This window comes from Parasphingorhabdus sp., assembly GCF_039982415.1.
In the GTDB taxonomy this organism is placed as follows: Bacteria; Pseudomonadota; Alphaproteobacteria; order Sphingomonadales; family Sphingomonadaceae; genus Parasphingorhabdus.
In genome coordinates this window covers 656,924-681,794 of the sequence record NZ_JBDWYL010000006.1, presented here as the reverse complement: position 1 = coordinate 681,794, position 24,871 = coordinate 656,924, and the positions used below count along the sequence as shown (strand labels likewise).

Below are 24,871 nucleotides of genomic sequence, written 5' to 3'. Positions count from 1 at the left end.
TTTAAATATGTATCGGCTTGCCTTGAACCGCCATTGCCGCCTCTTTCACCGCTTCACTATGGGTGGGATGCGCGTGGCATGTATAAGCAATATCTTCGCTGGTCGTGCCAAATTCCATCGCCTGTGTGACCTGTGCCACCAATGTTCCCGCCAGTGATGAAATGATATGGGCGCCAAGAACCTTGTCGGTTTCCGCATCGGCAATAACCTTCACATAGCCGTCAGTATCGCGGTTGGTTTTTGCTCGACTGTTACCCGCAAACGGAAACTTGCCGACCTTATATACCGCGCCGCTTTCCTTCACCTCTTCTTCGGTTTTGCCAATGCTGGCAATTTCGGGATGGGTATAGACCACACCAGGGATCAGGTCATGGTTCACAATGCCTTGTTGCCCAGCAACAAATTCCGCTGCTGCAATACCTTCATCCTCGGCTTTATGCGCAAGCATCGGTCCGGGGGTAACATCGCCAATGGCGTAGACACCTTTGACAGCGGTCTGGAAATCATGGCCGACTTCAATCTGGCCATGATTATTGGTTTCGAGGCCTGCTTTTTCAAGCGCCAATCCATCGGTATTGGGCCGTCGGCCTATGGCCACCAAAACCGCATCGGCTTCGATGGTTTCAGCATCCCCGCCTTTGGCTGGCTCCACAGTCAAAGTCGCTTTCTTGCCCTTCACCGTTACGCCGGTCACCTTGGTACCGGTCTTGATATCAAAGCCCTGTTTCTTGAAGATACGCGCGGCATCCTTGCGGATATCGCCGTCCATACCGGGCAGAATCTTGTCGAGATATTCCACCACGGTCACTTTGGCGCCAAGGCGCAGCCAAACGCTCCCCAATTCCAGACCAATCACGCCGCCGCCGATGACGACCATATGATTTGGTACTTTCGGCAATTCAAGCGCGCCGGTGCTGTCGACAACGACATGTTTGCTATTGTCTATATCCACGCCCGGCAGCGGGGTAACAGAAGATCCGGTGGCAATGATGATATTTTTGGCGGTCACCGTCTTGTCACCGACCTTGACGCTATTCGCGCTTTCAAAGGCGCCGCGCCCTTTCAGCCATTCGACCTTGTTCTTCTTGAACAGAAAGGCGATCCCGCCAGTCAATTCTTCAACCGCCTTGGATTTTTCGGCGTGCATCTGTTTCAGATCCAGCTTTGCGCCAGTGAGCTTGATGCCGAATTTTTCAAGCGCCCCCGAATGCGCTTCATGATAGATTTCGGAAGCATGCAGCATCGCCTTAGACGGAATGCACCCGACATTGAGGCAAGTGCCGCCCAATGTCTCGCGGCTTTCGACACAAGCGGTTTTCAGTCCCAATTGCGCGGCACGGATCGCCGCGACATAGCCGCCCGGGCCTGAGCCGATTACCAGAACATCATAGTCAAAATTGTTGGTCATAATTTTCTCTTCTTTTGTATTCCTGCGAAGGCAGGAATCCAGGGTGAGCTAAAACAGGGTATCAAATAAATCTTTCCATTGTGGATTCTCTTTTTCAATCAATTCGAGTTTCCACTTTCGTTTCCATTTCTTCATCTGCCGCTCGCGTTTGCGTGCCTCTTGCAAATCATCATAAGCCTCATACCAAACAAGCAATCTGCAATCATTGTCTTTTGAGAAACCGTCGATTAATCCATTTCTATGTTGATAGGCACGTTGTGCAAGATTGCTGGTAACACCAACATAGATGGTACCGTTGCGCTTGTTCGCCATCAGATACACAAATCCCGGTTTCGTATCTATTCTCCGATATTCTGTCCCATCCTAGGCTCCGGGTCTGCGCCCGGAGCACAAACATCATAAATCAATCAAAAGCCGAGTGGGATCTTCAATCGCTTCTTTGATCCGCACCAGAAAGGTGACCGCTTCACGGCCATCGATCAGACGGTGGTCATAGCTGAGTGCCAGATACATCATCGGACGCGCTTCAATCGAGCCATCGGGCATTACCACCGGACGTTGTTCGATCCGGTGAAGGCCGAGGACTGCCGATTGCGGCGGGTTGATTATCGGGGTCGACATTAAGGAGCCAAATACACCGCCGTTGGAAATCGTGAAGGTCCCGCCTTTCATGTCTGCCATGGTCAGCGTGCCGTCCTTGGCGCGCTTGCCGAAATCACCGATGGTGTTTTCGACATCGGCAAAGCTCATTGTTTCAGCGTTGCGGATGACGGGCACGACCAGACCATTGGGCGCGCTTACCGCGACCGAGATATCGACATAGTCATGATAGACAATTTCGTCGCCATCAATCTGCGCGTTGACTGACGGCACATCTTTCAGGGCAAGACAGGCGGCTTTGGCAAAGAAACCCATGAAGCCCAATTTCACGCCATGTTTCTTAGCGAACAGCTCTTTATATTTGCTGCGGGTCTCAATCACCGCCGTCATATCGACATCGTTAAATGTTGTCAGCAAGGCGGCTGTATCTTGCGCTTCTTTCAAGCGTTTTGCGACAGTCTGGCGCAGGCGAGTCATGCGAACACGCTCTTCATTGCGGGTGCCGCCAGCGGCTGGTGCAGAGACGGGTGCCTCGGCGCCTTTGGCCGAGCCTTTCTCAGCCAGAGGCGCGGGTGCGCCATGTTTCACATATTGCTCCACATCATCTTTTGTCAGACGGCCGTCTTTGCCTGTGCCTTTAATCTTACTGGGATCGACACCATGTTCGAGCACCAATCGGCGCACGGCAGGGGATAAGGTGATGGAAGATGCAGCCGGATCACTGGCCGCTGGAGCGGCAGCTTTTTCTGCTGTCTCGGCCGGAGCGGCTTTGGTCGTAGAGGCCGAAGTGCCGCCAGCTTCAATCTGTGCAATAATAGCGCCGACTTCAACCGTATCGCCAACGGCGACGAGATGCGCACTCAATGTGCCTGCTTCGGGCGCGGGCACTTCCAAAGCCACTTTATCGGTTTCCAGACTGGCAATGGGTTCATCCGCAGCCACGATATCACCGGGCTGTTTCAACCACTCTCCCACTGTTGCTTCGGTAATCGATTCTCCCAAAACCGGGACTTTTACATCTGTTGCCATAGTTTCATGCTCACTTTCATCAGCGGACGGATCCGCCCCAAATCAATTTTTAACCGGGTGCCCTAAAGCTTCAGCCACCAATTTTTCTTGCTGTTCCTTGTGGCGTGCAGCCAGTCCGGTTGCCGGAGACGCGCATGCCACACGTCCGGCATAAACGGGATCCTTCGGTCCGACTTTCGCCTGCGCGAGACAATCTTCCAAATAGGATCGCACAAAGTCCCAGCTGCCGTTATTTTTTGGTTCTTCCTGAGCCCAAATAATGGTTTCGAGATTTTTCATCCGCTTCAGGCGGACCACCAGTGGTTCGGCCGGGAAGGGATAAAGCTGTTCAATCCGGACAATCGAGGTGTTTTTGTCTCCGGCCGCATCGCGCGCTTCGATCAGATCATAGGCAACTTTGCCCGAACAGAGCACCAACCGCTTCACATCCGCATCGGCCGGCGCATTGGTATCGGACTTGATCCGCATAAAATGATGGTCGCCTTGAAATTCCTCTGCGCTCGACACCGCCATTTTGTGGCGCAGCAGCGACTTGGGCGTCATGATGACCAACGGTTTGCGGAAGCTGCGCAGCATCTGGCGCCGCAAAACGTGGAAATAATTGGCCGGCGTGGTGATGTTCGCGACCTGGATATTATCCTGCGCACAGAGTTGCAGAAAACGTTCCAAACGGGCGGAGCTATGCTCTGGCCCTTGGCCTTCATATCCGTGGGGCAATAGCATGACGAGACCATTGGCGCGGAGCCATTTGGCTTCGCCGCTGGCGATAAACTGATCGATCATGATCTGTGCGCCATTGGCAAAATCACCAAATTGCGCTTCCCACAAGACCAGAGTTTTCGGATCAGCACCGGCATAGCCATATTCAAATCCGAGAACACCATATTCGGACAAAGGACTATCGAGCACTTCAAACCGGCCATGCGGCACGGTGCTCAACGGGATATATTTTTCTTCGCTTTCCTGGTCGACCCAGACGGCATGGCGCTGCGAGAAGGTTCCGCGGCCGCTGTCTTGACCGGAAAGACGGACATTATAGCCCTCCGACACCAGCGATCCATAAGCTAAGGCTTCTCCGGTCGCCCAATCAAGATTTTCACCGGTTTCGAACATTTTTGCTTTGGCGTCGAGAACACGGCCTAGGGTTTTATGAATTTTATGACCATCCGGCACAGTGGTCAGCGTGCGCCCGAGACTGTCGAACAATTTGGCGTCAATCGCCGTTTCGACATTGCGGCGAGCGGTTTCAGGATCGGCAGGCGCATGCAGGCCTTGCCAACGTCCGCCAAACCAGTCGGCCTTGTCCGGCTCATAATCTGCCGCCGCCTTGAACTCGCCGTCCAAATGTTCGGCAAATTCCTTGCGTCTATTGGCACCCCAATCCGCGTCGATCACCCCTTCTTCGATCAACCGCGCTTCATAAAGCTTACTGACCTTGGGATGTTTCTTGATCGCGGCGTACATAATGGGCTGCGTAAAGCTGGGTTCGTCCCCTTCATTATGACCAAAGCGGCGATAGCACCACATGTCGATCACAATATCGCGGCCAAAACGCTGGCGAAATTCAATCGCGATTTTACAGGCGAAAGTCACCGCTTCGGGATCATCGCCATTGACGTGAAAAATCGGTGCTTGCACGCCTTTGGCAACATCGGAGGGATAAGGCGAACTGCGAGCAAATTGCGGACTGGTGGTAAATCCAATTTGATTGTTGATCACAAAATGAATGCAGCCGCCTGTATTATATCCGCGGATGCCCGAAAATCCGAGGCATTCCCAAACAATGCCCTGACCGGCAAAAGCAGCATCGCCATGGATTAATACGGGTAGGACCTGGTCATGCTTTTTCAGATCATCACGCGCCACTTGTTGCGCGCGGACCTTGCCCAAGACCACCGGATCCACCGCTTCCAGATGCGAAGGATTGGGGACCAGACTCATATGTACGCTAATGCCGTCAAATTCCCGATCGCTCGATGTTCCGAGATGATATTTCACGTCGCCGGAGCCGGCGACATCATCGGGATTGGAAGAACCGCCATGGAATTCATGGAAAATGACTTTATACGGCTTTGCCATAACATTGGCGAGAATGTTGAGCCGCCCCCGATGCGCCATGCCATATACAATGTCACGCACACCAGCAGCGCCGCCGTTTTTGATAATATTTTCGAGCGCGGGCAGCATCGATTCACCGCCATCTAGGCCGAAACGCTTGGTCCCGACATATTTTTTGCCGAGGAAATTTTCATATTCCTCGCCCTCGATCACCTTGTTCAAAATGGCCTTTTTGCCTTCCGGAGTGAAGTGGATCTCGGCGTCCTTACCTTCCATCCGATCTTGCAGAAACCGGCGTTCCTCGGTGTCTGCAATATGCATATATTCGAGACCGACAGAACCGCAATAATTGGCGCGTAAGACCGCTTCAATTTCGCGAATAGAAGCAGTTTCAAAGCCCAATACGCCGCCCAGATAAACGGGTTTGTCCAATTCATTAGCTTGGAAACCATGATATTCAGGCGTCAGATCAGCCGGCTCCTCCAGCTTGGACAAGCCCAATGGATCGAGATTGGCCCCAAGATGTCCGCGCACGCGGTACGTGCGGATCAGCATCATCGCGCGGATCGATTTTTCCGCCGCCAGCGCCACTTCAGCATCGGACATAGCCTTGCCTGATTTGGCCGCAGCCGCCTTGATCTCAACACTCATTTGCGTGGGATCGAGCGCGCTGTTTAGCTCATCGGCGTCATCAATCGGCCAATGTTTCTTTTGCCAGCTCGGGCCGTTTTCCGTTTCCGGTGAACCGTTAAATTCCTGACCTTCTAAACCCATGATCTGTTCCTTGGGGAGGGCGGCCCCCGCTTACGCGGGAGCACAGATATTCTAGACCGTTTCTTTCAGCATCGCGTCCAATGTCGTGCCAAGCTCTGACGGGCTTGGTGACACGCGAATGCCAGCCGCTTCCATCGCCGCGATCTTGTCTTCCGCGCCGCCTTGGCCGCCAGAGACAATCGCGCCCGCATGGCCCATGCGGCGGCCCGGAGGCGCTGTGAGACCAGCGATAAAGCCAACCATTGGCTTGCTACGGCCCTTCTTGGCTTCATCCGCGATAAATTGTGCGGCTTCTTCTTCCGCGCTGCCGCCAATTTCGCCGATCATGATGATCGACTTGGTGTCATCATCGGCCAGAAACAGCTCGAGCACGTCGATAAAATTGGTGCCGTTGACCGGATCACCGCCAATGCCAACCGCCGTGGTCTGGCCGAGGCCAACCGCTGTGGTCTGATGCACCGCTTCATAGGTGAGCGTCCCGGAACGCGAGACCACGCCGACGGAACCTTTTTGGAAAATACTGCCCGGCATGATGCCGATTTTGCATTCGTCAGGGGTCAAAACACCGGGGCAGTTGGGGCCAATCAAACGAGACTTGGAGCCTTGCAGCGCCCGCTTCACGCGTACCATGTCAAGCACCGGAACACCTTCGGTAATCGCAACGATCAGTTCAATCTCGGCATCAATCGCTTCGAGGATTGAGTCCGCGGCAAATGGCGGCGGCACATAAACCACGGAAGCAGTCGCGCCGGTTGCATCTTTGGCTTCGGCAACCGTGTCATAATTGGGCAGGCCGATATGGGTGGTTCCGCCTTTGCCAGGGGTTACACCCGCAACCATCTGGGTGCCATAAGCCAAAGCCTGTTCCGTATGGAATGTGCCGGTATTGCCGGTCATGCCTTGGGTTATAACTTTGGTGTTTTTGTCGATTAGGATGGACATCTTTTCGTCTCCTTAAATGGAATTATTCAGTTGAGCTTGTGATCTTTGATAAATCGCAATGATAGCTCCAAAGCCGCCAAAAAATGAAAAAATAATGCCGATGGCTAGGAAACCCAGAGCAGGCTCTTTACCCGGTGCCAAATAACGTATCTGGTCAATAAAGGGCAGCAAGCCGAAGGCTGTAAGACAAAGCGCAGTTATCGTGGGTTTCCAGCTTTCACGATAAGAACGCCTTAGCATAAGGTATGCCCACATTAGAATCAGGGCGAATGCTATGCAGGAATATGCCAGAGTAATGGTCACGCCAGACTCGGATCCAGCCCCTTACATGCTTCCAAGAGTTCCTTCACCGCATCCACCGACACGTCAAAATTCCCCTGCGCTTCTTCACTTAACTCAATCTCGATGACTTTCTCGACACCGTCTTTGCCGATGATGCACGGCACACCGACATAGAGATCATCCACGCCATATTGGCCGGTGAGATGCGCAGCGGCTGGGAGCACGCGGCGCTTATCCTTGAGATAGCTTTCCGCCATCATGATCGCAGAAGTTGCGGGTGCATAATAAGCTGAGCCATTGCCGAGCAGTCCGACAATCTCGCCGCCGCCGGAGCGGGTGCGCTGGACAATTGCGTCGATATTTTCCTGTGTGGTCCAGCCCATTTTGATAAGATCAGGGATTGGGATACCGGCGACCGTAGAATAAGCCGGCACCGGAACCATCGTATCGCCATGACCGCCGAGAACAAAGGCCGTAACATCTTCAACCGACACTTCAAACTCATCCGCAAGGAAGTGGCGGAAGCGCGCGCTGTCCAAAACGCCAGCCATGCCAACCACTTTATTATGCGGCAGACCAGAAAATTCACGCAAGGCCCAAACCATCGCGTCGAGCGGGTTGGTGATACAAATAACAAACGCATCCGGCGCATGGGCCTTGATGCCGTCGCCAACCGCTTTCATCACTTTCAGGTTGATGCCGAGCAAGTCATCGCGGCTCATGCCGGGCTTGCGCGGCACGCCAGCGGTCACGATGATAACATCAGCGCCCGCAATATCGGCATAATCATTTGTGCCTTTGAGATTGCTGTCAAACCCGTCAACTGGCGCGGCCTGGCTGAGATCGAGCGCTTTACCAGCGGGCATGCCCTCGGCAATATCGAAAAGGACGACATCGCCCATTTCCTTGGAAGCAGCGAGATGGGCAAGCGTGCCACCAATCATGCCAGCGCCGATCAGCGCGATTTTGTTACGGGCCATGGGAAAAATTCTCCTGAAATCAGAGTCGTAAATAGATATTGGCTTGGGTTAGGCTTATCCACAGGCAATTTCAACCGCAGAAAGCACCAATTTACAGGCTTTCTTTGCAAATGGTTTGCAATAGCATTTAAGCGATGAGCAGATGAGGGAAAAGCGAATTAAAAATGCCGTTCTGCTAGCACGACGCTCATCCAAAGCGCTTTCCTACATCGGCCAGCTTGTGATAAATTGCGGTCTGCCTTTTACCCTTTTTGTGAACAGGAACCGCGCCTATGGTCTGCACCCTTTTGCCTTTGCCAAAAAACTGAAAAGCGTCGCGGCAATTGGCTGTGATTTGTGTGAACTTTGGGCCGCGTTGTCAGTGCGAGAATACAAAACGCCATTGCCAATTTGTGCTCCGCACTTGATGCGGAGCCTAGGATGGCTGTCCCGCCCGTCTACTCTGGGCTCCGCATCAAGTGCGGAGCACGGCGGTGGAGAGGAGGAAAAAGACCCTGTGATGTGTGTGAACTTTGACCGAACCAGCCCGCTCCAGATCCGCACCACAGGACCCTGTTCACATTGTCAACTTCGCCCCATGCCCAACCATCTTTTGCTTTGCCAAGACCGGCACCGCACGCCATGATGGTAAAAAAAGAAAATCAGGAGAGAATAGACCGATGCTAAGCCAAGGTGATGATTATCCGCTGCATCAAACGCCGGAACCAATGGCGGTTTCTGGGGATAACCGCAATTTCTACGACCGCTATTTCTTCAACGGCTATAGCGCAGATGGCAGCATTTTCTTCGCCGCTGCCTTGGGCATCTATCCGCAGCTCGATATCATGGATGCCGCCTTTTGCGTGTCTATCGACGGCCAGCAGCATAATATCCGCGCTTCCAAACGCATGGGAAGCGAGCGACTGGATCTCTGCGTCGGTCCGATCAGCATAGAGATTATCGAACCGCTCAAAGAGCTGCGCTTGATTGTCTCAGGCAATGACAGCCCGATCACCGCCGATATCCGTTTCACCGCGCGCCATAGTCCGATTGAGGAACCGCGCTTCATTCGCCGCGAAGGTCCGCGCATGGTGATGGATTATACCCGCCTGACACAAAATGGGGGCTGGTCCGGGACATTGCATGTCGGCGATGAGGAGATAACGCTCTCGCCCGAAACCCATCGCGGCACGCGGGATCGCAGTTGGGGCATAAGGCCGGTTGGCGCAGCGGAATCGCAGCCTCCGCCAGCAGGCGCCTTGCCGCAATTTTGGTGGCTGTGGACACCGCTTAACTTCGATCAACATGCCTGTTTCTTTCACAGCAATGATGATGGCGAAGGCCTGCCTTGGAATCGCCGCGGCGTGGTTGATGCCATAGAAGATGCGCGTGCGGAATTTGAGCCGGCCAGCTTTGATCTCAGCTATCATAGCGGCACGCGGCGCGTGAAGCAGTTGGCGCTGGAGACCGCAGAGGGCAAATTGTCGATCACACCGCGCACAGGAGACGCCACACGCACTTTCTATATGTCCGGCTTGGGTTATATGCATCCGGAATGGGGACACGGCATGGATCATGGGCCGCTGGAAACCGCCTATGATGTGATCGATCTGACCGATGTGCCTGACAATGACATGCTCTATATCCATATTCAGGCGCTCAGCGATGCGGTGCTGACCAGCGGCAGCGACCGCCATGACGGGATGGGGATTGTCGAGCAGCTATTTGTCGGACCGCATAAAACCAGCGGCCTCACCAGCCTGATGGACGGCGCGCCATGAGCACGGAACTCCCACTCCGCCCGGAAGAATTTGATCCACGCTGGGTCGAGAATGTATTCGGGGCGCCGTCAGAATCGCTCCTGTCGATGACCCACAAGCCGGTGGGTACCGGGCAAGTATGCGACAGTTTCCGATTTACATGCGACTGGCAAGACGAGAGCTATCCCGCCAGCTTTATTGCCAAATGCCCAAGCGCCGATCCGATCAGTCGGGGCGCCGCCGCAATTTTCCATCTCTATGATATGGAGATAGGTTGGTACCGCGATGTTGCTGGCAGATCCGGTGTCGGTTGCCCGAAATGCTATCACGCGGCCATTGGTGAGGATGAAACGCAGTTTGTCCTGATGCTGGAAGATATGGCGCCGGCGGAGCAAGGCGATCAATTGGCCGGCGCAACGCTTGTCCAAGTGGAAACGACGCTGCGAGAGGCTGCAGGCCTCCACAGCTTCAGGCCAGATGGCGGTTTTGAGACATTCACTTGGCTGCATCACGCCGCCGATAATGTTGCGTTTACCCAGCAGACGTTGACCAATGGCTATCCCGTTTTCAAAGAGCGTTTTGCCAAACTCCTGTCACCTGAAATACTGGATATCGGTCAACAGCTTGTGGACCGATTTGAATCCTATATCGGGCACGAACCGCAAGAGCAAACCATCACCCATGGAGATATGCGACTGGATAATATTCTCTTCCATGAAGATGGGCAATTGGCAGCCTTAGTGGATTGGCAGACCTGCTCCTTCGGCAATCCCGCCAATGATGTGGCTTATATGATCGGCACCAGCTTTGCCGACCCTGCAATCCGATGCGCCGAAGAAAAACGCCTCGTCCAATATTATTTGGGCCAGCGCGACAATGGCCCAGATTTTGACCCGTTTTGGCAAGAATATCGCCGCCATGCTTTTTCCGGCTTTATCATGGCCATCAACGCGTCCTTGCATGTTGAGCAAACGGATCGCGGCGACCGGATGTTCGCGGCAATGGCGGAGCGACCGGCGCAGATGGCGCTTGATCTGGACAGTTTGAGCCTTCTCTAGATCACAGCGCTTCACCTGTGCCATGGCCGAGAGCAAGATAGTCATCCGACTGCATCTCGACCAGCCGGGACGCGGTGCGGACAAATTCAAATGACCCGTCGCCTTCGGGATAGAGCGCATCAGGCTCGGCATCGGCACTGGCGAGCAGCTTGACGCGATATTCGTAAAGCGCGTCGATGAGAGTCACAAAGCGCGCTGCTTCGTTGCGATTTTCTTTGGAAAGAACAGGAATACCAACGATGATGACACTGTGAAAATGGCGCGCGATGGCAAGATAATCCGGCGCCCCGCGTGCCTCGCCGCAAAGCCGCTTGAAGGAAAAAACGCCAACGCCTTTCAAGGCCTTGGGCACGCGGATCGACCGGGCACCTTGTACTTGCAATTCTTCCGAAGGAACATGCGCGCGGTCTTCCGGTGGATAGTCCGTAAGGCGGAAAAAGGCTTTGCTCAATGCCGCGGTCGCTGCATCACCATTGGGCACATGCCACAAATCGACACCGCCCAATCGCTCGCGGCGATAATCAGTGGGTCCATTAAGCGAAATCACATCCAGCTGATTTTCCAGCAAAGCTATGAATGGAAGGAAATGTTCACGGTTCAACCCATCTTTATACAGATCAACCGGCGGCCGATTAGAAGTAGCAATTAGCGTGACCCCGGCTTCGACCAGGCCAGTGAACAAGCGCGACATGATCATTGCATCGGCGCTATTATTCACCACCATTTCATCAAAGGCGAGAAAGCGGGCTTCGCTGGCAAGCGTTTCGACAACCGGAAGGATAGGATCACCTTGCTCCTTCTTGCGCTCTTCATTCAACCGCGCATGAACATCGAGCATAAATTCATGAAAATGCGCCCGTTTCTTGCGATGAATCTGAAGGCTGTCGTAAAATAAATCCATCAGCATCGATTTGCCGCGACCAACGCCGCCCCACATATAAATACCGCGCGGTGCTGTCGGCTTTTTTGAAAACATACGCCACAACACGCTGCCGCGCGGCGGCACCGCTTCCAATTCTTCTTGCAATTGCGCGAGCCGTTTGGCGCAAATCTCTTGGTCTGAATCTGGTTTCAGCTCACCATTGGCGATCAGCGCCTGATAGCGGGCGTAAAATTCCGTCATTGGGATGATGGTGATTGGGAGGCGGTTTTTTGCGGCGGTGCCTTCTTCACAATCGCGGTGTAAGAGGCCATATTTTCTCGATCATCACCCTGCACAACAAGCCCACGCAGAAAGAGAAAGCGTCCCGTTTCTCGGGCTATTTCTACTTGTGCTTCCAGGGGTTCATACAAGCGTGCGGCGCCGATAAAATGGGTCTGCAATTCCAAGGTGACCGCAAAGCCAGAAGGCCCAATTTCCAAAACCCGCATCGCCGCAAATAGGGCACAATCGATGAAACCCATCATTGTACCACCATGCACCACATCACCAAGATTGCGATGTTGGCGTTCGGGGAACATTCGAATGCGCGCGATATTATCGCTCATGCCATCGCCGCCGCGTCGCATGATCATCGGACCCAGAAAACTATTATAACATTCCGGATCGCGCAATTGCCAATGGAACCAACCGGGATGTTCGGGATCCGGATCGCTGGTGAAAAATTCTGGTTCGACCTCAGCCATCAGCGTGTTGCCGACCGGTTAGCATGGACCAATATCAAACCTCGCGTGCGGCCGTCATTTTCTTGATTTCGGCGATCGCTTTTGCAGGCGACAAGCCTTTCGGGCAGGCATTTGCGCAATTCATAATCGTATGGCAGCGATACAACCGGAACGGGTCTTCCAATTCATCGAGGCGCTCACCAGTCATTTCATCTCGGCTATCCGCTAGCCAGCGATAGGCTTGCAACAAAATGGCCGGTCCGAGGAACTTGTCGGAATTCCACCAATAGCTGGGACAGCTCGTCTGACAACAGGCGCATAAAATGCACTCATATAGCCCATCGAGCTTGGCTCGATCTTCAGGAGATTGCAGCCGCTCTTTGCCTGATGGAGTGGGTGTCACCGTTTTCAACCACGGTTGAATCGAAGCATATTGCGCATAGAAATGCGTAAAATCGGGGACCAGATCCTTGATAACTTCCATATGAGGCAGCGGGGTGATCTTCACTTGCTTGCCGCAATCTTCAATCGCGGTGGTACAGGCCAAGCCATTTTTCCCATCGATGTTCATCGCACAAGATCCGCAAATGCCTTCCCGGCAAGAGCGGCGAAAGGTCAAAGTGGAATCCTGTTCGCTTTTCATCTTGATGAGCGCGTCCAAAACCATCGGACCGCAGTCATCCGTATCAATTTTAAACGTATCATAACGTGGGTTTTCACCGCTGTCCGGATCATAGCGATAGACTTTAAAAGCGCGCGATTTACCAGCGCTAAGCGCCTCATGCACTTCTCCGGTTTTCCGGATTTTGCTATTTTTGGGAAGCGTGAATGTTGCCATCGAAAATCTCTTGTCTTGGCGAAATAATAGGTGTCGCAGGAAAAATCATGTGATGACAGCGGATATACCCAATTTTCTGTCAAATTCAATGCCTGAAATCACGGGTGAAAAGCGTTAAACCCAAGAAAACTAAAGGAACTTGTCGCGCTGATAATTTTGATAACCACAGTTAAACAAGCAAAATGGGTCATTCTGCCTCTTTTTCGATTCTAAAATGCCCTATTTGACTTTTATCTCCAGACGTTCGCGGGTAACTCGAAACTGAAAAGCAATTTCGTCCAACAATATGACAGGAACAGACTTTATGCGGACCGAAAACGGTGTGAATCTTTTGCTGCACGGCGAGAATGACACGCTGATATGGGGCATGAGCAATGCCGAACGGGTAAGGCGGCTCGCGAACAAATTGGAAGGTCGGGTCGCCGGCGAGATCTGGACCAACCTATCTTTTGTTTTTGATCCCCAATGGATGATTTATATTCAAGACAATCCCAGCCATGTTCTGACCCGCGATGGAACCCCGGTCTTGGCCCATATTCTGCGCGAAGGTGACGCGGATATTCTGGCATCTGGTCAAATACCTGATGGCCTTGTGGCGATTGAATATTCCGACAATCCGCGCATTCACAATCACGCCTTGCGCAAGTTGGACACGCCCTTTGTCCGTGCGCTGACATCACAAACCGTCAAAGATATTGAACGGTTGAGCTATTTCGGAGCCTATAAAGGCGTCACTGATATTCTAACCAAATATCTATGGCCTGAACTCGCTTTGATTTTAACCCGCTATGCCGCGCGCATTGGCATGACCCCCAATATGGTAACCGGTATTGGTGCCATTGGGTGCATCGCGGCTACTTTTCTCTTTTACTATGGTTATTTTTGGACCGGTATGGCCGCCGGTTTTGTCTTCATGGTCCTCGATACGGTTGATGGAAAATTGGCGCGTTGCACCATCACCTCTTCCTTTTGGGGCAATATATTTGATCATGGTCTGGACTTAATCCATCCTCCGTTTTGGTGGATTGCCTGGGCGTTCGGCCTCACGGCGGTTGGACTGGCATTGCCGGAAGATCAACTGCGGCTGGCGTTGATCGTCATCCTCGGCGGCTATGTTTTGCAGCGGATTATCGAAGGTCTGTTCATTCGCGCCTTTGACCAACATATTCATGTTTGGCGGCCGATTGACTCCTGGTTTCGATTGATCACCGCGCGGCGCAATCCCAACATGATTCTGCTGTTTGTCTCGATGATTTTTGGCCGACCCGATATCGGCCTCTTGGCGGTGGCCTGGTGGACATTAATATCGCTCGCTGTACATATGGTGCAAATATTACAAGCCTGGATGGTGCAATGGCGTGGCGGAAAAATCATCTCCTGGCTCGAACAAGATCAAGGATGAACAGATGATCAATCAGACCATTGAAAAATTCGGCTATCCGGCAAGCTTGATCAAAGAATATGACAATTGGGTCGTCTTGCTGCGACCGGCACAGATAACATTGGGTTCACTAATTGTTGCTGCCAAGTCTAATGCCGAAGATTTCGGAGCACTTTCCAGCGATGACTTTGCTGAATTGAAAACCGTCACGACCGATGTCGCAACCGCTTTGAAGCAATTGGTTTCGCATCAAAAGCTCAATTGGCTGATGTTGATGATGGTTGATCCCCATGTGCATTTTCATCTCTTGCCGCGCTATGATGGCGCGCGCGAATGGATGGGACAAAAATTCGAAGATACGGCCTGGCCTGGCCCTCCGTCTTTAGGGGATGCCAAGAAACTGACCGATGATCAGATTGCAGATATGGCCGCTTGGTTGCAATCCAGCTTTCCGGCTTAGCCGGACGCGGATTTCCATTTTGCCGTTAACGCGGCAGCGGTTTCGACATCATTCAGAAAATCGACTTCTGCCCAATCCGACCCCGCAATGGAAACCGTGCCCACTTTTTCACTCGGCGCCAGCGCATCAATTATCTTGAGATACCAGTTTTCAACACCAGCCGGTGTTCGCATAATCTCGCGGACTTTTTCGCGGAACAATCCGCCGCCTTCGCCGCGAAATGCCAGGAACCCGATCGACTCGGCATCGCTTTCTTCCGCTGTTAATGTCTTCCCGATAGCGGTTAAACGATCCCCGTCGAGCGATACTTTCATATCATCGCTGTCATAGTGATCCTTAATATCAACAGTGACCGTGATCGGCCAATTTTCGGTATTTTGTGCGGTAGCAATAATGTCAGAAGAGATGAGCGTATCACCGTTGAGAATCATGAAATCGCCCTGCATGATATCGCGGACAATCCAACAGCTACCCAAATTGTCAGCGACCTTGAAAAATGGATTGAAATGGACGGTAATATTGAGGCCGGCTTGCCGCAAATGGTCCAATTCGGTTTCGACCATATCGGTCATAAACCCAGTCACAACATGAAATTCGCTCACGCCGCCTGCCGCCAGCATCTCGATTTGCCAACGGATCAAACTTTTGTCGGAAAAATCAATCAGGCATTTGGGTCGCTCCGCGGTGAGCGGCAGGAGACGAGATCCTTGACCGGCACTGAGGATGATTACTTTATCGATCATGTTGGCAATTGCTCTTTATCGGGATAGGAACACTGAGGGGGATACTTAGAACGATGGCCAGCAAAGCTCAATCCTGTAACATCGGCTTACAGCATCATATCCAACTATAGGCTTGATCATGGCTGAGGAGATGGCAATTACACCGGACGATTCTAGCGGCGAGAAAACCGGCATTCGCCGTATCATTGCCAATACCGGTTGGTTGCTGGGTGGCAAAGGCTTTGGCGGCATTCTCAGTCTCTTCTATCTTGCCATATTGACGCGAACGCTCGGCGTGGCGGGTTTTGGCCAATTTGCCCTGATCACCGGCACGGCCCAGGCGATCGCTTTGATTGTCACCTTTCAGACCTGGCAGGTGGTCATCCGATATGGCGCGCGGTACATAAAAGGCGATGAAAATCGCATCAGATTTGGCCGGCTGGTCGGCCTGTGCACTTTGCTCGATATTGCCGGTGCATTGGCGGGTTGTGCGCTTGCTTATTTCGCAGTGGGCTGGCTCGCGCCTTATTTTGGTTGGGATCAGCAATTGGCTGAAAATGCCTTGCTCTTTGCCCTGGTCATGCTCTTGTCGATCAAGTCAACGCCAACCGGAATTTTACGGGTCGAAAATCGCTTTGATCTCGCCGCCTATGCCGAAGCCATCATTCCTTTAGTCCGGCTGCTTGGCACATTATTTGTTTGGCTAACCGATCCAACGCTGGTCAATTTTCTCATCGTCTGGGCCTTATCCGAAGTCATCCATGCGATTGGCTACTGGCTTTTTGCTGCGTGGCAAAGCCGCGATATCATGGGTCCAAAAAATCTCGGCCGCGCCGGTCAATCGGTTCGCGAAAATCAAGGCATTGGCGAATTTTTGCTGATCTCCAATCTCGGCTCGACATTTGCCGGATTGTCGCAAAATATCGCTCTGCTGATTGTCGGTTATTTTGTCGGCCCAACGGCGGCTGGCTTGTATCGTCTGGCCAGTCAGCTGAGCGTTGCGATGACGAAAATATCAGTATTGCTTTCCCGTGCAATTTTTGCGGAAGTCAATCTGGTGCGCGCCCATCAAGGGGCAGAAGCCATGCGTCTCTTGTTTCGCAAAGCGAGCCGGATGCTCTTCATCACCGGCGGAACCGTCATTCTAATTGTTTTGGTCATTGGTAAGCCCGCTTTATTCTATATGTCTGGGCCGGAATTTCTTCCCGCCTATCCATTGCTCGTCTTGCTGGCCGCGGCCGCATCAATCGACTTGGCAGGCGCCATATATGAACCCACGCTTCTTTCCGGGACGGGTGCGCGCACGGCTTTAAAACTGCAAGCTGGCATTGCGGCCCTGTTTGTCGTGATGCTGATGATCGGCTTGCAATTTTATGGAGCCGTTGGAGCAGCAGCGGCCATGGTGCTCGCCGCTATTGTGCGTTTATTTCTTTTCGGTATCGCCGCGCGTCGCAGCCTTGCTCACGGCTGACCCGCCGCACTTGCGCGCCCGGCGAGTATTTCTTCCACGAGCAATAAATCGCTTTCTTTGTCGACATCAATACAGGCTTCCGCTTGCGACATTTGGGCAATTTTGATGTTGAGACTCAATTTTTTGCCAATGCGTGCTGCCAATTGATCGATATTCAGCCATCGGATGATCGCCAAAAACAACAACCAAGGTCCAAAAATCGTTAAGAGCTTCCACCCTTTTTTACGATCTTGTTCAACTTGTGCCCAATAGTGTAAAATTTGCCGGGCCTTGGGGGAACCGAAATAGAATAGATTGGCCCCGCTAAACTGACCGCCGCGCAATTTCAGCCATGTCCGCTGAGAATGCGAAAAACGGTGCAAAAGCACCGGTTTTGCAACAACGGCAATGGCGATATCGGTTCCGGCGGCCTTGGCTAGAAATTCGTCAATTATAGCTTGCTCCAACAGCACATTATCAGCTGTCGTTATCAGGACCGGATATTCTATTGCTTGCGACCCAAGCAATGTGTCCAATGAGGTCGCAATGGTTGTTTGGCTGATATGCGTGGACACCTGAGGGTTATCCACCAGTTTTTGGGTTTGATCATGATCCCAAAAAGGCGCGAAATCTTGCGCCAGCAAATGGATTTTCCCAATTTTTTCATGCGCCATCAGGGCTTTGATTACGCGGCTCACCATCGCCTGTCCGGCGACTGGAATCAGGGCTTTGACCGGTATTTTTCGGCTCTGCGCCATGGGATCGCCCCCAGGTCGATTGCCGGCGAGAATGATGGCGGATACGCTCCCCGCGCTCATGGCCGGCTTTCGAAAAACGCAATCATATCGTCCAAGACAGGCCCTTTGCTGCGAAACGGTTTGGCAAGCGCCATCATGATCTCGATATGGTCCATATCGGGATATTCCTTATATTCAGCCTCGCCGCCAAGTTCGAGGATTTTATCTCTCAATTTGCGGCTGTTGCGGGGCTTCACTTGCTCGTCGTCTACACCGGTGGAAAGCCATAATGGCGGTGCATTTGCCCGCGCAAAATTTATCGGTTGGGTCATTTTTGGATCATGATAGGATCCGAAGCTATTCTGAGTTGTTTCTGTTCCAAACGGATAAAAATCATAAGGCCCGGCGAGCGCGGCAACCCCTTTGATCAAGTCAGGACTTTTCCCCATACGCCCGAGCCACTGCCGATCAAGCGCGAGCATCATCACATTATAAGCACCTGCTGACTGGCCGGACAGGAATATCCGTTCCGGATCACCACCCCATTGTGCAATATTGTCATGCACCCACGAGACAGCCTTGGCGCTATCTTCTAGAAAGTCCGGAAATTGGACGGCGGGATAAAGCCGATAATCGGCCAATACCACCATATAGCCGCGATGCGCCAATGCGCGCCCGGCAAAACCATATTGATCTTTTGATCCATCTCGCCATCCGCCGCCATAAATAAAAATGACCACGGGCAAGGAGTCGGCCGCTACATCGGTCGGTGCCCAGATGTTGAGTCCCAAACCCAGTTCTGGATCATAAATCTGGTTTTCAACCAAAAGCTTGGCATTATTGTCGCCGGGAATGATGTTATTCGCCATATCCAGTTGCCGGGGCCCCGGTTGCGAGAAAAACCAATAGGCAAATCCCGCTACCGCCAGCGTTATGATGCCGAATGTGACCAGCCATTTCATCAGACGAACCCTTCTTTTTCAGCGTCTTGCCTAGATCCGCCTTAAACAGCGACACCGTTGCTGGCAATGGCGGGCCGCTTTACCAACAAAAAAGGCGACCAACTGGCCGCCTTTTTAAGAGATGATAAAATTGGGCTTTAGCGTTTAGAGAACTGGAAGCTCTTACGCGCTTTTGCCTTACCATATTTCTTACGTTCCACTTTCCGACTGTCGCGGGTCAAGAAACCTGCCGCTTTAACCGTCGAGCGCAAACTTGGCTCATATTTCGTCAGCGCCTGCGAAATACCATGTTTCACGGCACCAGCCTGGCCAGATAGACCTCCGCCTTTGACCGTGACGTCAACATCATATTGTCCTTCACGCTCAGTAATGGCGAAAACTTGGTTAAGCACCAAACGCAATGTTGGTCGTGCAAAATAGGTTTCCTGATCGCGGCCATTGACCGTAATCTTGCCTTTGCCGGGTTTTAGCCAGACGCGAGCAACCGCATCTTTCCGTCTGCCGGTCGCATAAGCACGGCCATATTGATCCAATTCCTGTTCGCGCAAAGGTGCCGTCGATACAGGCGGTTCGGAAGCTTCAACAACGCCCTCTTCTGCTGGAGCAGCAGGAGCTGCCACAACCGCATCACCGGCAATGTCTTTCAGATCAGCGAGGTCGGTTTTTACACCTTCTTTATTATCAGTCGCCATTATGTGCTCACCTTATTCTTACGATTCATGGAAGCCACATCGAGCGGCTGTGGGTCTTGACCGGCATAAGGATGCTCGGTGCCGTTAAACAGGTGCAATGCACGCATTTGCGCAAAACCAAGCGGGCCTTTTGGAATCATGCGCTCAACCGCTTTTTCCAACACGCGCTCTGGAAATTGACCTTCCAGCACTTTTTCCGCTGTGCGTTCTTTCAAACCACCCGGATAACCGGTGTGCTTATAATAGATTTTTTGCTTGGTTTTATTGCCGGTGAATTTCACCTTATCAGCGTTAATCACAATTACATGATCGCCACAATCGACATGCGGCGTATAGCTGGGCTTATGTTTGCCGCGCAAAATATTGGCAATGATTGTCGCAACACGGCCGACAACCAAATTTTCGGCATCAATAATATGCCATTTTTTTTCAACGTCTGCGGGCTTAACCGACTGCGTCTGCTTGCTGATAGCCTTCATGGGCTTGAGCTCCCTTTGGAGATAAAACGAATCAATATCATAAAAGCCGAGCATAAGCCCGGCCTTGGAGCGCGCCTATTGAGGATATTTCCTGGCTATGTCAAGCAAAGCGCGGCTTTTGTAGAGGGTATAATAATACCACTAGGATTTCTCGAGCTGATCGGACAGCCATTTTGCATAAGTCGGATCGCAATTATCGGCCGACCAACTGATTATCGCCGGTGCATCGAAACTGTGGAGCGCTTTCAAACGCTGCATCGCAATCGCCGCACAGCCACGGCTGGTTTTAAACAATACGGGAAATTCTTCTTCTTCGCAAAACTTACCCTCCCAAACAAATTGGGACAAAGCCGGCGCGAAATGATTGGCGCAGGCCACCTGTTTTTCGGTGATTAATATTTTCGCGACTTTACGCGCCTCGGCCTTTGAACCAAAGAGCGTGTATATTAAGACCGGCTGATCGGTCATTCCAACGCTGCCTCGCTGTTATCGCGGCCCAGTATATGCACGCCCCAAGCGGTCGCGGCCACAACCAGAGCCCCGACGGCTTGGTGCAATATCGCCAGATGAATGTTCATTCCGGTTAGAACTGTGGCAATGCCCAGGAGAATCTGGACACCAAAGGCACTATGAATGGCGACAGAAGCAAGGCGGGATTGCGCGCGTATTTTGCGGGCTAAGATGATGAGAAACGCTACCGTCACCCAGGCCCACCAGCGATGAATAAAATGAGTGAGATAAGGGTCATTATGAATGGCCGCCCAGCTGCCACGCGCAAAATCAATGCCCTCAGGTATCAGTTTGTCATTCATCAACGGCCAACTGTTAGACACATAGCCCGCATTGAGACCTGCGACATAGGCTCCGAACAATAGTTGGATGAACAATATCACTGCAACAGCGAGGCCCAAATTCGTTACGCGTGCTGGACGCGCGCGCTGCGCGCCTAATCTGTGTAAATCCAGGGCCGTCCAAATCAGACAGGCCAGAATGAACAGCGCCATTAACAAATGAGTCGCCAGCCGAAAATGGCTGACATCGGTACGCTCGGACAAGCCAGAGCTGACCATCCACCAACCAATAAAGCCTTGCAATCCGCCGAGAAAAAGCAAGCCGGTCAACCGCCAGCCATAGCCTTTGGGAATAGCCTTTTTCGCGGCAAAATAGAAGAACGGCAGAGCAAAGGCCAATCCGATAATCCGGCCGAGTAAACGGTGAATCCATTCCCAGAAATAGATAAATTTGAAATCCTGCAAAGTCATACCGGCAGGGCCGTTAATTTCGATATATTCTGGGATCTGCTTGTATTTTTCAAATTCTAAAAGCCAGTCTGCTTCACTTAATGGCGGCAGTGCTCCCATAATCGGTTTCCACTCGGTTATCGAAAGGCCCGATTCGGTCAAGCGAGTAACGCCGCCTACGATCACCATGATGAACACCAGAAATGCTACGAAAAGCAGCCATTTGACCAATGCCGTAATCGGGCTTGTTGATCGGATGCCGTCGGCATCGAAAGGGGGAGAAAAACTGCTCATAGCGCGCTATGTGATAAGAAAGAGCAACGCTGGCAAGAGCCCGCTCTCCAAATTTGCTGATTCAGCATAAATGATATGTTGTAACTTAACACTCTTGCGCCTATATTTTGCGAAACACTCAAACAAATTGGATAGCTGAGTCGTGTTTACGACGTCGAACCTTTGGAATAAAGACGGCCTTTTGGGCAAGGATGGTTTTTGGGACCGGATCGCGGTAATCGTATCCGGCCTTTGTCTTGTCCATTGCATATCGACAATGATGTTGGTTGCGCTGCTGTCCACCGCTGCTGGTGCTTTATTTGATCCAATTGTTCATGAAATCGGCATTGGCGTCGCCATTGCGCTTGGCCTTTTCACTTTAGGGCGCGGTGTCTTGGACCATGGCTTTATCATGCCTGCGGCCGTTGGTGGCCTGGGTCTGGGTATTATGGCCGGGGCGATTACCATCGGTCATCAGGGCGATCATGGCGGAACAGAAATACTCTTCACCATGGTTGGAGTTGGCATTTTGGCTCTGGGCCATGATCTCAACTATCGCGCTACCCATTAAGCGCTTGATTGCGCGATGACAGGCGTTCAAAATATGCCTGCTCTTGCCCCCTGAGCCAAAACACCCTAAATCACGGTCATGGGAAAACATGATCATCACGAACATCATGGCGAGTCTCTCGCCGATGCTGCACGGCACAATCTCGAAGCAGCCGGTGAAAAATGGACAGACACGCGCGCTGCAATTTTTGAAGCCTTAGCGGGCTTTTCGCGGCCAGCATCCGCCTATGATATTGCCGAACTGGTTTCCACTGCGCGCGGAAAACGGGTTGCACCGAACAGCGTTTATCGGATTCTCGATCTTTTCGTCGCAAAAAATCTGGCCATGCGAGTGGAAAGCGCCAATGCTTATCTTGCCAACAGCCATCCGGGCTGTGAACATGATTGCATGTTCCTGGTGTGTGATACGTGCGGCGAAGCAACCCATATTGATGATGACGCCCTGTCCGTCAAAGTGCGCGGTGTTGCGCACGAACAGGGGTTTAATTCGATCCGGCCGGTTATCGAGGTTCGTGGCATTTGTCAGAAATGCAGCTAGGCATAGCTTCAGGTCAGCCTCTATTCAGGGTTTTGCTGCTCTTTGCATAAGATAGACATTCGACATTAGCGGCCACTGCCGCTAAAGCTGTGACCAAACACGGAGTAAATATGCCAGGTCCCAAAACACCGCTGCTGGACGACGTATCACTTCCAGCGGATCTGAGAAAATTGCAACCCGATCAATTGCAGCAATTTGCTGATGAACTGCGCAGCGAAGTGATTGACGCCGTATCTGTTACCGGCGGTCATCTGGGTGCCGGCTTGGGTGTCGTCGAACTGACAACCGCTATTCACTATGTCTTTAACACGCCGGAAGATCGGCTGATTTGGGATGTTGGACACCAATGCTATCCGCATAAGATTATCACTGGACGCCGCGATCGGATCCGAACCCTGCGCCAAGGCGATGGCTTATCCGGGTTCACCAAACGCAGTGAAAGCGAATATGACCCCTTTGGTGCAGCGCATAGCTCGACCTCAATCAGCGCTGCCGTCGGCTTTGCCGTGGCCAATAAAATTGCAGGCAAACCCGGCCGCGGCATTGCAGTGATCGGGGACGGCGCGATGAGCGCTGGCATGGCCTATGAAGCTATGAACAATGCCCAAGCGGCAGGCAATCGTCTGGTTGTTATCTTAAATGATAATGACATGTCGATCGCCCCACCGGTTGGCGGATTATCTGCTTATCTTGCGCGACTGGTTTCCTCCAGCGAATATCTTGGCATCCGCAAATTTGCTAGCAAGATGACCGCAAAATTGTCCCGCCGGGTTCATAAGGCCACCGCTAAAGCTGAAGAATATGCCCGCGGCATGGCGATGGGCGGCACCTTATTTGAAGAATTGGGCTTCTATTATGTCGGCCCGATTGACGGTCACAATATGGATCAGCTGATCCCGGTATTGGAAAATGTCCGGGACAATGCCGAAGGCCCGGTGTTGATTCATTGTGTCACGGAAAAAGGCAAAGGCTATAAATTTGCTGAAGAAGCAGCGGATAAATATCACGGAGTCGCAAAATTTGATGTGGTTTCCGGCAAACAGGACAAGGGCCCGGGTGGCGGTCCGCCAGCCTATCAAAATGTTTTTGGCGAAACATTGGCCAAAATCGCGGATACGGATCCGCGCATTTGCGCCATTACCGCCGCCATGCCCTCCGGCACCGGTGTCGACAAATTTGCAACTGCCCATCCCGACCGCGCATTTGACGTCGGCATTGCCGAACAGCATGGCGTAACCTTTGCAGCCGGCCTCGCCGCTCAGGGTATGCGCCCCTTTGCAGCCATTTATTCGACCTTCCTGCAACGCGCCTATGACCAAGTTGTGCACGATGTTGCCATTCAAAATCTTCCGGTCCGCTTTGCCATTGATCGCGCGGGATTGGTCGGAGCGGATGGCAGTACCCATGCCGGCAGCTTTGACATTGCCTATCTGGCGACTTTGCCCAATATGGTGGTGATGGCCGCCGCCGATGAGGCCGAGCTCGCGCACATGACCTATACCGCCGCGCAATATGACGATGGACCGATTGCGTTCCGCTATCCGCGCGGCAATGGCACCGGTGTTGCGATACCCGAAACACTCGAAAGACTGGAAATTGGCAAAGGCCGGATTGTCCGCGAAGGCAGCAAAGTCGCTATACTTTCGCTCGGTGCACGGCTCGGTGAAGCTATGAAAGCAGCAGAGCGGCTTGATGCCAAAGGCCTCAGCACCACGGTTGCGGATTTGCGTTTTGCCAAACCGCTGGATGAAGAATTAATCCGCAAACTGCTCACCACGCATGAGGTTGCGGTAACGGTTGAAGAAGCGGCAGTGGGCGGTCTCGGCGCCCATGTCCTCACGCTCGCATCAGACAGCGGATGGACTGATGCCGGATTGAAAATTCGTACGATGCGCTTGCCGGATAGATTTCAAGAGCAAAATAAACCGGAAGTTCAATATGCTGAAGCCGGCCTTGATGCAGACGGTATCGTCGATACAGTTCTCAAAGCCTTGCGCCACAACAGCACCAATATTGAAACAGAAACCGGAGCGCGGGCCTGATCAAACGGGGC

Annotated in this window: 25 protein-coding genes; 8 read left to right on the top strand and 17 right to left on the bottom strand. The window is 52.5% G+C overall.

The window, feature by feature from the left end; translation table 11 throughout:
* Position 1: 1 nt before the first annotated feature.
* From lpdA to mdh, 7 genes are all read right to left on the bottom strand, one after another.
* A complete protein-coding gene (lpdA, locus tag ABJU74_RS08995; RefSeq protein WP_348383366.1) occupies positions 2 to 1,408 on the bottom strand; it encodes a dihydrolipoyl dehydrogenase in 1,407 nt (468 codons plus the stop codon).
* 48 nt (positions 1,409 to 1,456) lie between these two features.
* Positions 1,457 to 1,729: a GIY-YIG nuclease family protein gene (locus ABJU74_RS08990; RefSeq protein ID WP_348383367.1), complete on the bottom strand. Its 273-nt coding sequence runs from the start codon at positions 1,727 to 1,729 to the stop codon at positions 1,457 to 1,459.
* A gap of 75 nt (positions 1,730 to 1,804) precedes the next feature.
* Positions 1,805 to 3,037 carry a 2-oxoglutarate dehydrogenase complex dihydrolipoyllysine-residue succinyltransferase gene (odhB, locus tag ABJU74_RS08985; RefSeq protein ID WP_348383368.1) on the bottom strand — a complete coding sequence of 411 codons (1,233 nt, stop codon included), beginning with the start codon at positions 3,035 to 3,037 and terminating at the stop codon, positions 1,805 to 1,807.
* A 42-nt stretch (positions 3,038 to 3,079) separates the two neighbouring features.
* Entirely contained in the window at positions 3,080 to 5,869 is a 2,790-nt protein-coding gene (locus ABJU74_RS08980) for a 2-oxoglutarate dehydrogenase E1 component (protein ID WP_348383369.1), read from the bottom strand.
* A 51-nt stretch (positions 5,870 to 5,920) separates the two neighbouring features.
* Complete coding sequence (gene sucD / locus ABJU74_RS08975) at positions 5,921 to 6,811, bottom strand: succinate--CoA ligase subunit alpha (protein WP_348383370.1); 891 nt, start codon at positions 6,809 to 6,811, stop codon at positions 5,921 to 5,923.
* A 12-nt stretch (positions 6,812 to 6,823) separates the two neighbouring features.
* Entirely contained in the window at positions 6,824 to 7,114 is a 291-nt protein-coding gene (locus ABJU74_RS08970; RefSeq protein WP_348383371.1) for a hypothetical protein, read from the bottom strand.
* Positions 7,111 to 8,073, bottom strand: coding sequence for a malate dehydrogenase (gene mdh, locus ABJU74_RS08965; RefSeq protein WP_348383373.1), 963 nt, complete (start codon positions 8,071 to 8,073; stop codon positions 7,111 to 7,113). The genes ABJU74_RS08970 and mdh overlap by 4 nt, the downstream gene beginning before the upstream one ends.
* Positions 8,074 to 8,732: 659 nt before the next feature.
* Between mdh and ABJU74_RS08960 the strand changes: the two genes are divergently transcribed.
* Complete coding sequence (locus ABJU74_RS08960) at positions 8,733 to 9,833, top strand: hypothetical protein (RefSeq protein ID WP_348383374.1); 1,101 nt, start codon at positions 8,733 to 8,735, stop codon at positions 9,831 to 9,833.
* A complete protein-coding gene (locus ABJU74_RS08955) occupies positions 9,830 to 10,870 on the top strand; it encodes a phosphotransferase (protein ID WP_348383375.1) in 1,041 nt (346 codons plus the stop codon). The genes ABJU74_RS08960 and ABJU74_RS08955 overlap by 4 nt, the downstream gene beginning before the upstream one ends.
* Before the next feature lies 1 nt (position 10,871).
* On the opposite strand, the gene zapE is transcribed toward ABJU74_RS08955, so the two are convergent.
* From zapE to ABJU74_RS08940, 3 genes are read right to left on the bottom strand one after another with little or no spacing between them, the layout of a single operon-like run.
* Positions 10,872 to 11,993: a cell division protein ZapE gene (gene zapE / locus ABJU74_RS08950; RefSeq protein ID WP_348383376.1), complete on the bottom strand. Its 1,122-nt coding sequence runs from the start codon at positions 11,991 to 11,993 to the stop codon at positions 10,872 to 10,874.
* Positions 11,990 to 12,496: a PaaI family thioesterase gene (locus ABJU74_RS08945; RefSeq protein WP_348383377.1), complete on the bottom strand. Its 507-nt coding sequence runs from the start codon at positions 12,494 to 12,496 to the stop codon at positions 11,990 to 11,992. Before ABJU74_RS08945 ends, zapE begins: the two co-directional genes overlap by 4 nt.
* A 34-nt stretch (positions 12,497 to 12,530) precedes the next feature.
* On the bottom strand, positions 12,531 to 13,313 hold the full coding sequence (locus ABJU74_RS08940) for a succinate dehydrogenase iron-sulfur subunit (protein WP_348383378.1): 783 nt from the start codon (positions 13,311 to 13,313) through the stop codon (positions 12,531 to 12,533).
* 304 nt (positions 13,314 to 13,617) lie between these two features.
* Between ABJU74_RS08940 and ABJU74_RS08935 the strand changes: the two genes are divergently transcribed.
* Together ABJU74_RS08935 and ABJU74_RS08930 are read left to right on the top strand one after the other, a co-directional pair.
* On the top strand, positions 13,618 to 14,715 hold the full coding sequence (locus tag ABJU74_RS08935; protein WP_348383380.1) for a CDP-alcohol phosphatidyltransferase family protein: 1,098 nt from the start codon (positions 13,618 to 13,620) through the stop codon (positions 14,713 to 14,715).
* A gap of 7 nt (positions 14,716 to 14,722) precedes the next feature.
* Positions 14,723 to 15,154 carry an HIT family protein gene (locus ABJU74_RS08930; protein ID WP_348384008.1) on the top strand — a complete coding sequence of 144 codons (432 nt, stop codon included), beginning with the start codon at positions 14,723 to 14,725 and terminating at the stop codon, positions 15,152 to 15,154.
* Here ABJU74_RS08930 and ABJU74_RS08925 read toward each other — a convergent pair.
* Positions 15,151 to 15,897 (bottom strand): phosphocholine cytidylyltransferase family protein, encoded by a 747-nt coding sequence (locus ABJU74_RS08925; RefSeq protein ID WP_348383382.1) that lies wholly within the window; start codon positions 15,895 to 15,897, stop codon positions 15,151 to 15,153. The genes ABJU74_RS08930 and ABJU74_RS08925 overlap by 4 nt on opposite strands.
* A 118-nt stretch (positions 15,898 to 16,015) precedes the next feature.
* Between ABJU74_RS08925 and ABJU74_RS08920 the strand changes: the two genes are divergently transcribed.
* Complete coding sequence (locus ABJU74_RS08920; RefSeq protein WP_348383384.1) at positions 16,016 to 17,347, top strand: oligosaccharide flippase family protein; 1,332 nt, start codon at positions 16,016 to 16,018, stop codon at positions 17,345 to 17,347.
* Here the strand turns inward: ABJU74_RS08920 and ABJU74_RS08915 are convergent.
* From ABJU74_RS08915 to ABJU74_RS08890, 6 genes are all read right to left on the bottom strand, one after another.
* Positions 17,338 to 18,144 carry an NTP transferase domain-containing protein gene (locus tag ABJU74_RS08915; RefSeq protein ID WP_348383386.1) on the bottom strand — a complete coding sequence of 269 codons (807 nt, stop codon included), beginning with the start codon at positions 18,142 to 18,144 and terminating at the stop codon, positions 17,338 to 17,340. The genes ABJU74_RS08920 and ABJU74_RS08915 overlap by 10 nt on opposite strands.
* Positions 18,141 to 19,025 carry an alpha/beta hydrolase gene (locus ABJU74_RS08910; protein ID WP_348383388.1) on the bottom strand — a complete coding sequence of 295 codons (885 nt, stop codon included), beginning with the start codon at positions 19,023 to 19,025 and terminating at the stop codon, positions 18,141 to 18,143. The genes ABJU74_RS08915 and ABJU74_RS08910 overlap by 4 nt, the downstream gene beginning before the upstream one ends.
* A gap of 137 nt (positions 19,026 to 19,162) precedes the next feature.
* Positions 19,163 to 19,717: a 30S ribosomal protein S9 gene (gene rpsI / locus ABJU74_RS08905; protein WP_348383390.1), complete on the bottom strand. Its 555-nt coding sequence runs from the start codon at positions 19,715 to 19,717 to the stop codon at positions 19,163 to 19,165.
* A complete protein-coding gene (gene rplM / locus ABJU74_RS08900; protein WP_348383391.1) occupies positions 19,717 to 20,196 on the bottom strand; it encodes a 50S ribosomal protein L13 in 480 nt (159 codons plus the stop codon). Before rplM ends, rpsI begins: the two co-directional genes overlap by 1 nt.
* 141 nt (positions 20,197 to 20,337) lie before the next feature.
* The gene (gene cutA / locus ABJU74_RS08895; protein ID WP_348383393.1) at positions 20,338 to 20,664 is read right to left on the bottom strand and encodes a divalent-cation tolerance protein CutA; all 327 of its coding nucleotides are present in this window, start codon (positions 20,662 to 20,664) and stop codon (positions 20,338 to 20,340) included.
* Entirely contained in the window at positions 20,661 to 21,731 is a 1,071-nt protein-coding gene (locus ABJU74_RS08890; RefSeq protein WP_348383395.1) for a COX15/CtaA family protein, read from the bottom strand. The genes cutA and ABJU74_RS08890 overlap by 4 nt, the downstream gene beginning before the upstream one ends.
* 142 nt (positions 21,732 to 21,873) lie before the next feature.
* On the opposite strand from ABJU74_RS08890, the gene ABJU74_RS08885 reads away from it, so the two are divergent.
* From ABJU74_RS08885 to dxs, 3 genes are all read left to right on the top strand, one after another.
* Entirely contained in the window at positions 21,874 to 22,281 is a 408-nt protein-coding gene (locus ABJU74_RS08885) for a MerC domain-containing protein (RefSeq protein ID WP_348383397.1), read from the top strand.
* Between the two features lie 78 nt (positions 22,282 to 22,359).
* Positions 22,360 to 22,818: a transcriptional repressor gene (locus ABJU74_RS08880; protein ID WP_348383399.1), complete on the top strand. Its 459-nt coding sequence runs from the start codon at positions 22,360 to 22,362 to the stop codon at positions 22,816 to 22,818.
* Between the two features lie 110 nt (positions 22,819 to 22,928).
* Complete coding sequence (dxs, locus tag ABJU74_RS08875) at positions 22,929 to 24,860, top strand: 1-deoxy-D-xylulose-5-phosphate synthase (RefSeq protein WP_348383401.1); 1,932 nt, start codon at positions 22,929 to 22,931, stop codon at positions 24,858 to 24,860.
* The last annotated feature ends 11 nt before the right edge of the window (positions 24,861 to 24,871 follow it).

Excerpts from the sequence above, each read along its gene's own strand:
- lpdA (WP_348383366.1), bottom strand. The coding sequence starts at position 1,408 with ATGACCAACAATTTTGACTATGATGTTCTGGTAATCGGCTCAGGCCCG.
- odhB (WP_348383368.1), bottom strand. The coding sequence starts at position 3,037 with ATGGCAACAGATGTAAAAGTCCCGGTTTTGGGAGAATCGATTACCGAA.
- ABJU74_RS08980 (WP_348383369.1), bottom strand. The coding sequence starts at position 5,869 with ATGGGTTTAGAAGGTCAGGAATTTAACGGTTCACCGGAAACGGAAAAC.
- sucD (WP_348383370.1), bottom strand. The coding sequence starts at position 6,811 with ATGTCCATCCTAATCGACAAAAACACCAAAGTTATAACCCAAGGCATG.
- mdh (WP_348383373.1), bottom strand. The coding sequence starts at position 8,073 with ATGGCCCGTAACAAAATCGCGCTGATCGGCGCTGGCATGATTGGTGGC.
- ABJU74_RS08960 (WP_348383374.1), top strand. The coding sequence starts at position 8,733 with ATGCTAAGCCAAGGTGATGATTATCCGCTGCATCAAACGCCGGAACCA.
- ABJU74_RS08955 (WP_348383375.1), top strand. The coding sequence starts at position 9,830 with ATGAGCACGGAACTCCCACTCCGCCCGGAAGAATTTGATCCACGCTGG.
- zapE (WP_348383376.1), bottom strand. The coding sequence starts at position 11,993 with ATGACGGAATTTTACGCCCGCTATCAGGCGCTGATCGCCAATGGTGAG.
- ABJU74_RS08945 (WP_348383377.1), bottom strand. The coding sequence starts at position 12,496 with ATGGCTGAGGTCGAACCAGAATTTTTCACCAGCGATCCGGATCCCGAA.
- ABJU74_RS08940 (WP_348383378.1), bottom strand. The coding sequence starts at position 13,313 with ATGGCAACATTCACGCTTCCCAAAAATAGCAAAATCCGGAAAACCGGA.
- ABJU74_RS08935 (WP_348383380.1), top strand. The coding sequence starts at position 13,618 with ATGCGGACCGAAAACGGTGTGAATCTTTTGCTGCACGGCGAGAATGAC.
- ABJU74_RS08925 (WP_348383382.1), bottom strand. The coding sequence starts at position 15,897 with ATGATCGATAAAGTAATCATCCTCAGTGCCGGTCAAGGATCTCGTCTC.
- ABJU74_RS08920 (WP_348383384.1), top strand. The coding sequence starts at position 16,016 with ATGGCTGAGGAGATGGCAATTACACCGGACGATTCTAGCGGCGAGAAA.
- ABJU74_RS08915 (WP_348383386.1), bottom strand. The coding sequence starts at position 18,144 with ATGAGCGCGGGGAGCGTATCCGCCATCATTCTCGCCGGCAATCGACCT.
- ABJU74_RS08910 (WP_348383388.1), bottom strand. The coding sequence starts at position 19,025 with ATGAAATGGCTGGTCACATTCGGCATCATAACGCTGGCGGTAGCGGGA.
- rpsI (WP_348383390.1), bottom strand. The coding sequence starts at position 19,717 with ATGGCGACTGATAATAAAGAAGGTGTAAAAACCGACCTCGCTGATCTG.
- rplM (WP_348383391.1), bottom strand. The coding sequence starts at position 20,196 with ATGAAGGCTATCAGCAAGCAGACGCAGTCGGTTAAGCCCGCAGACGTT.
- cutA (WP_348383393.1), bottom strand. The coding sequence starts at position 20,664 with ATGACCGATCAGCCGGTCTTAATATACACGCTCTTTGGTTCAAAGGCC.
- ABJU74_RS08890 (WP_348383395.1), bottom strand. The coding sequence starts at position 21,731 with ATGAGCAGTTTTTCTCCCCCTTTCGATGCCGACGGCATCCGATCAACA.
- ABJU74_RS08880 (WP_348383399.1), top strand. The coding sequence starts at position 22,360 with ATGGGAAAACATGATCATCACGAACATCATGGCGAGTCTCTCGCCGAT.
- dxs (WP_348383401.1), top strand. The coding sequence starts at position 22,929 with ATGCCAGGTCCCAAAACACCGCTGCTGGACGACGTATCACTTCCAGCG.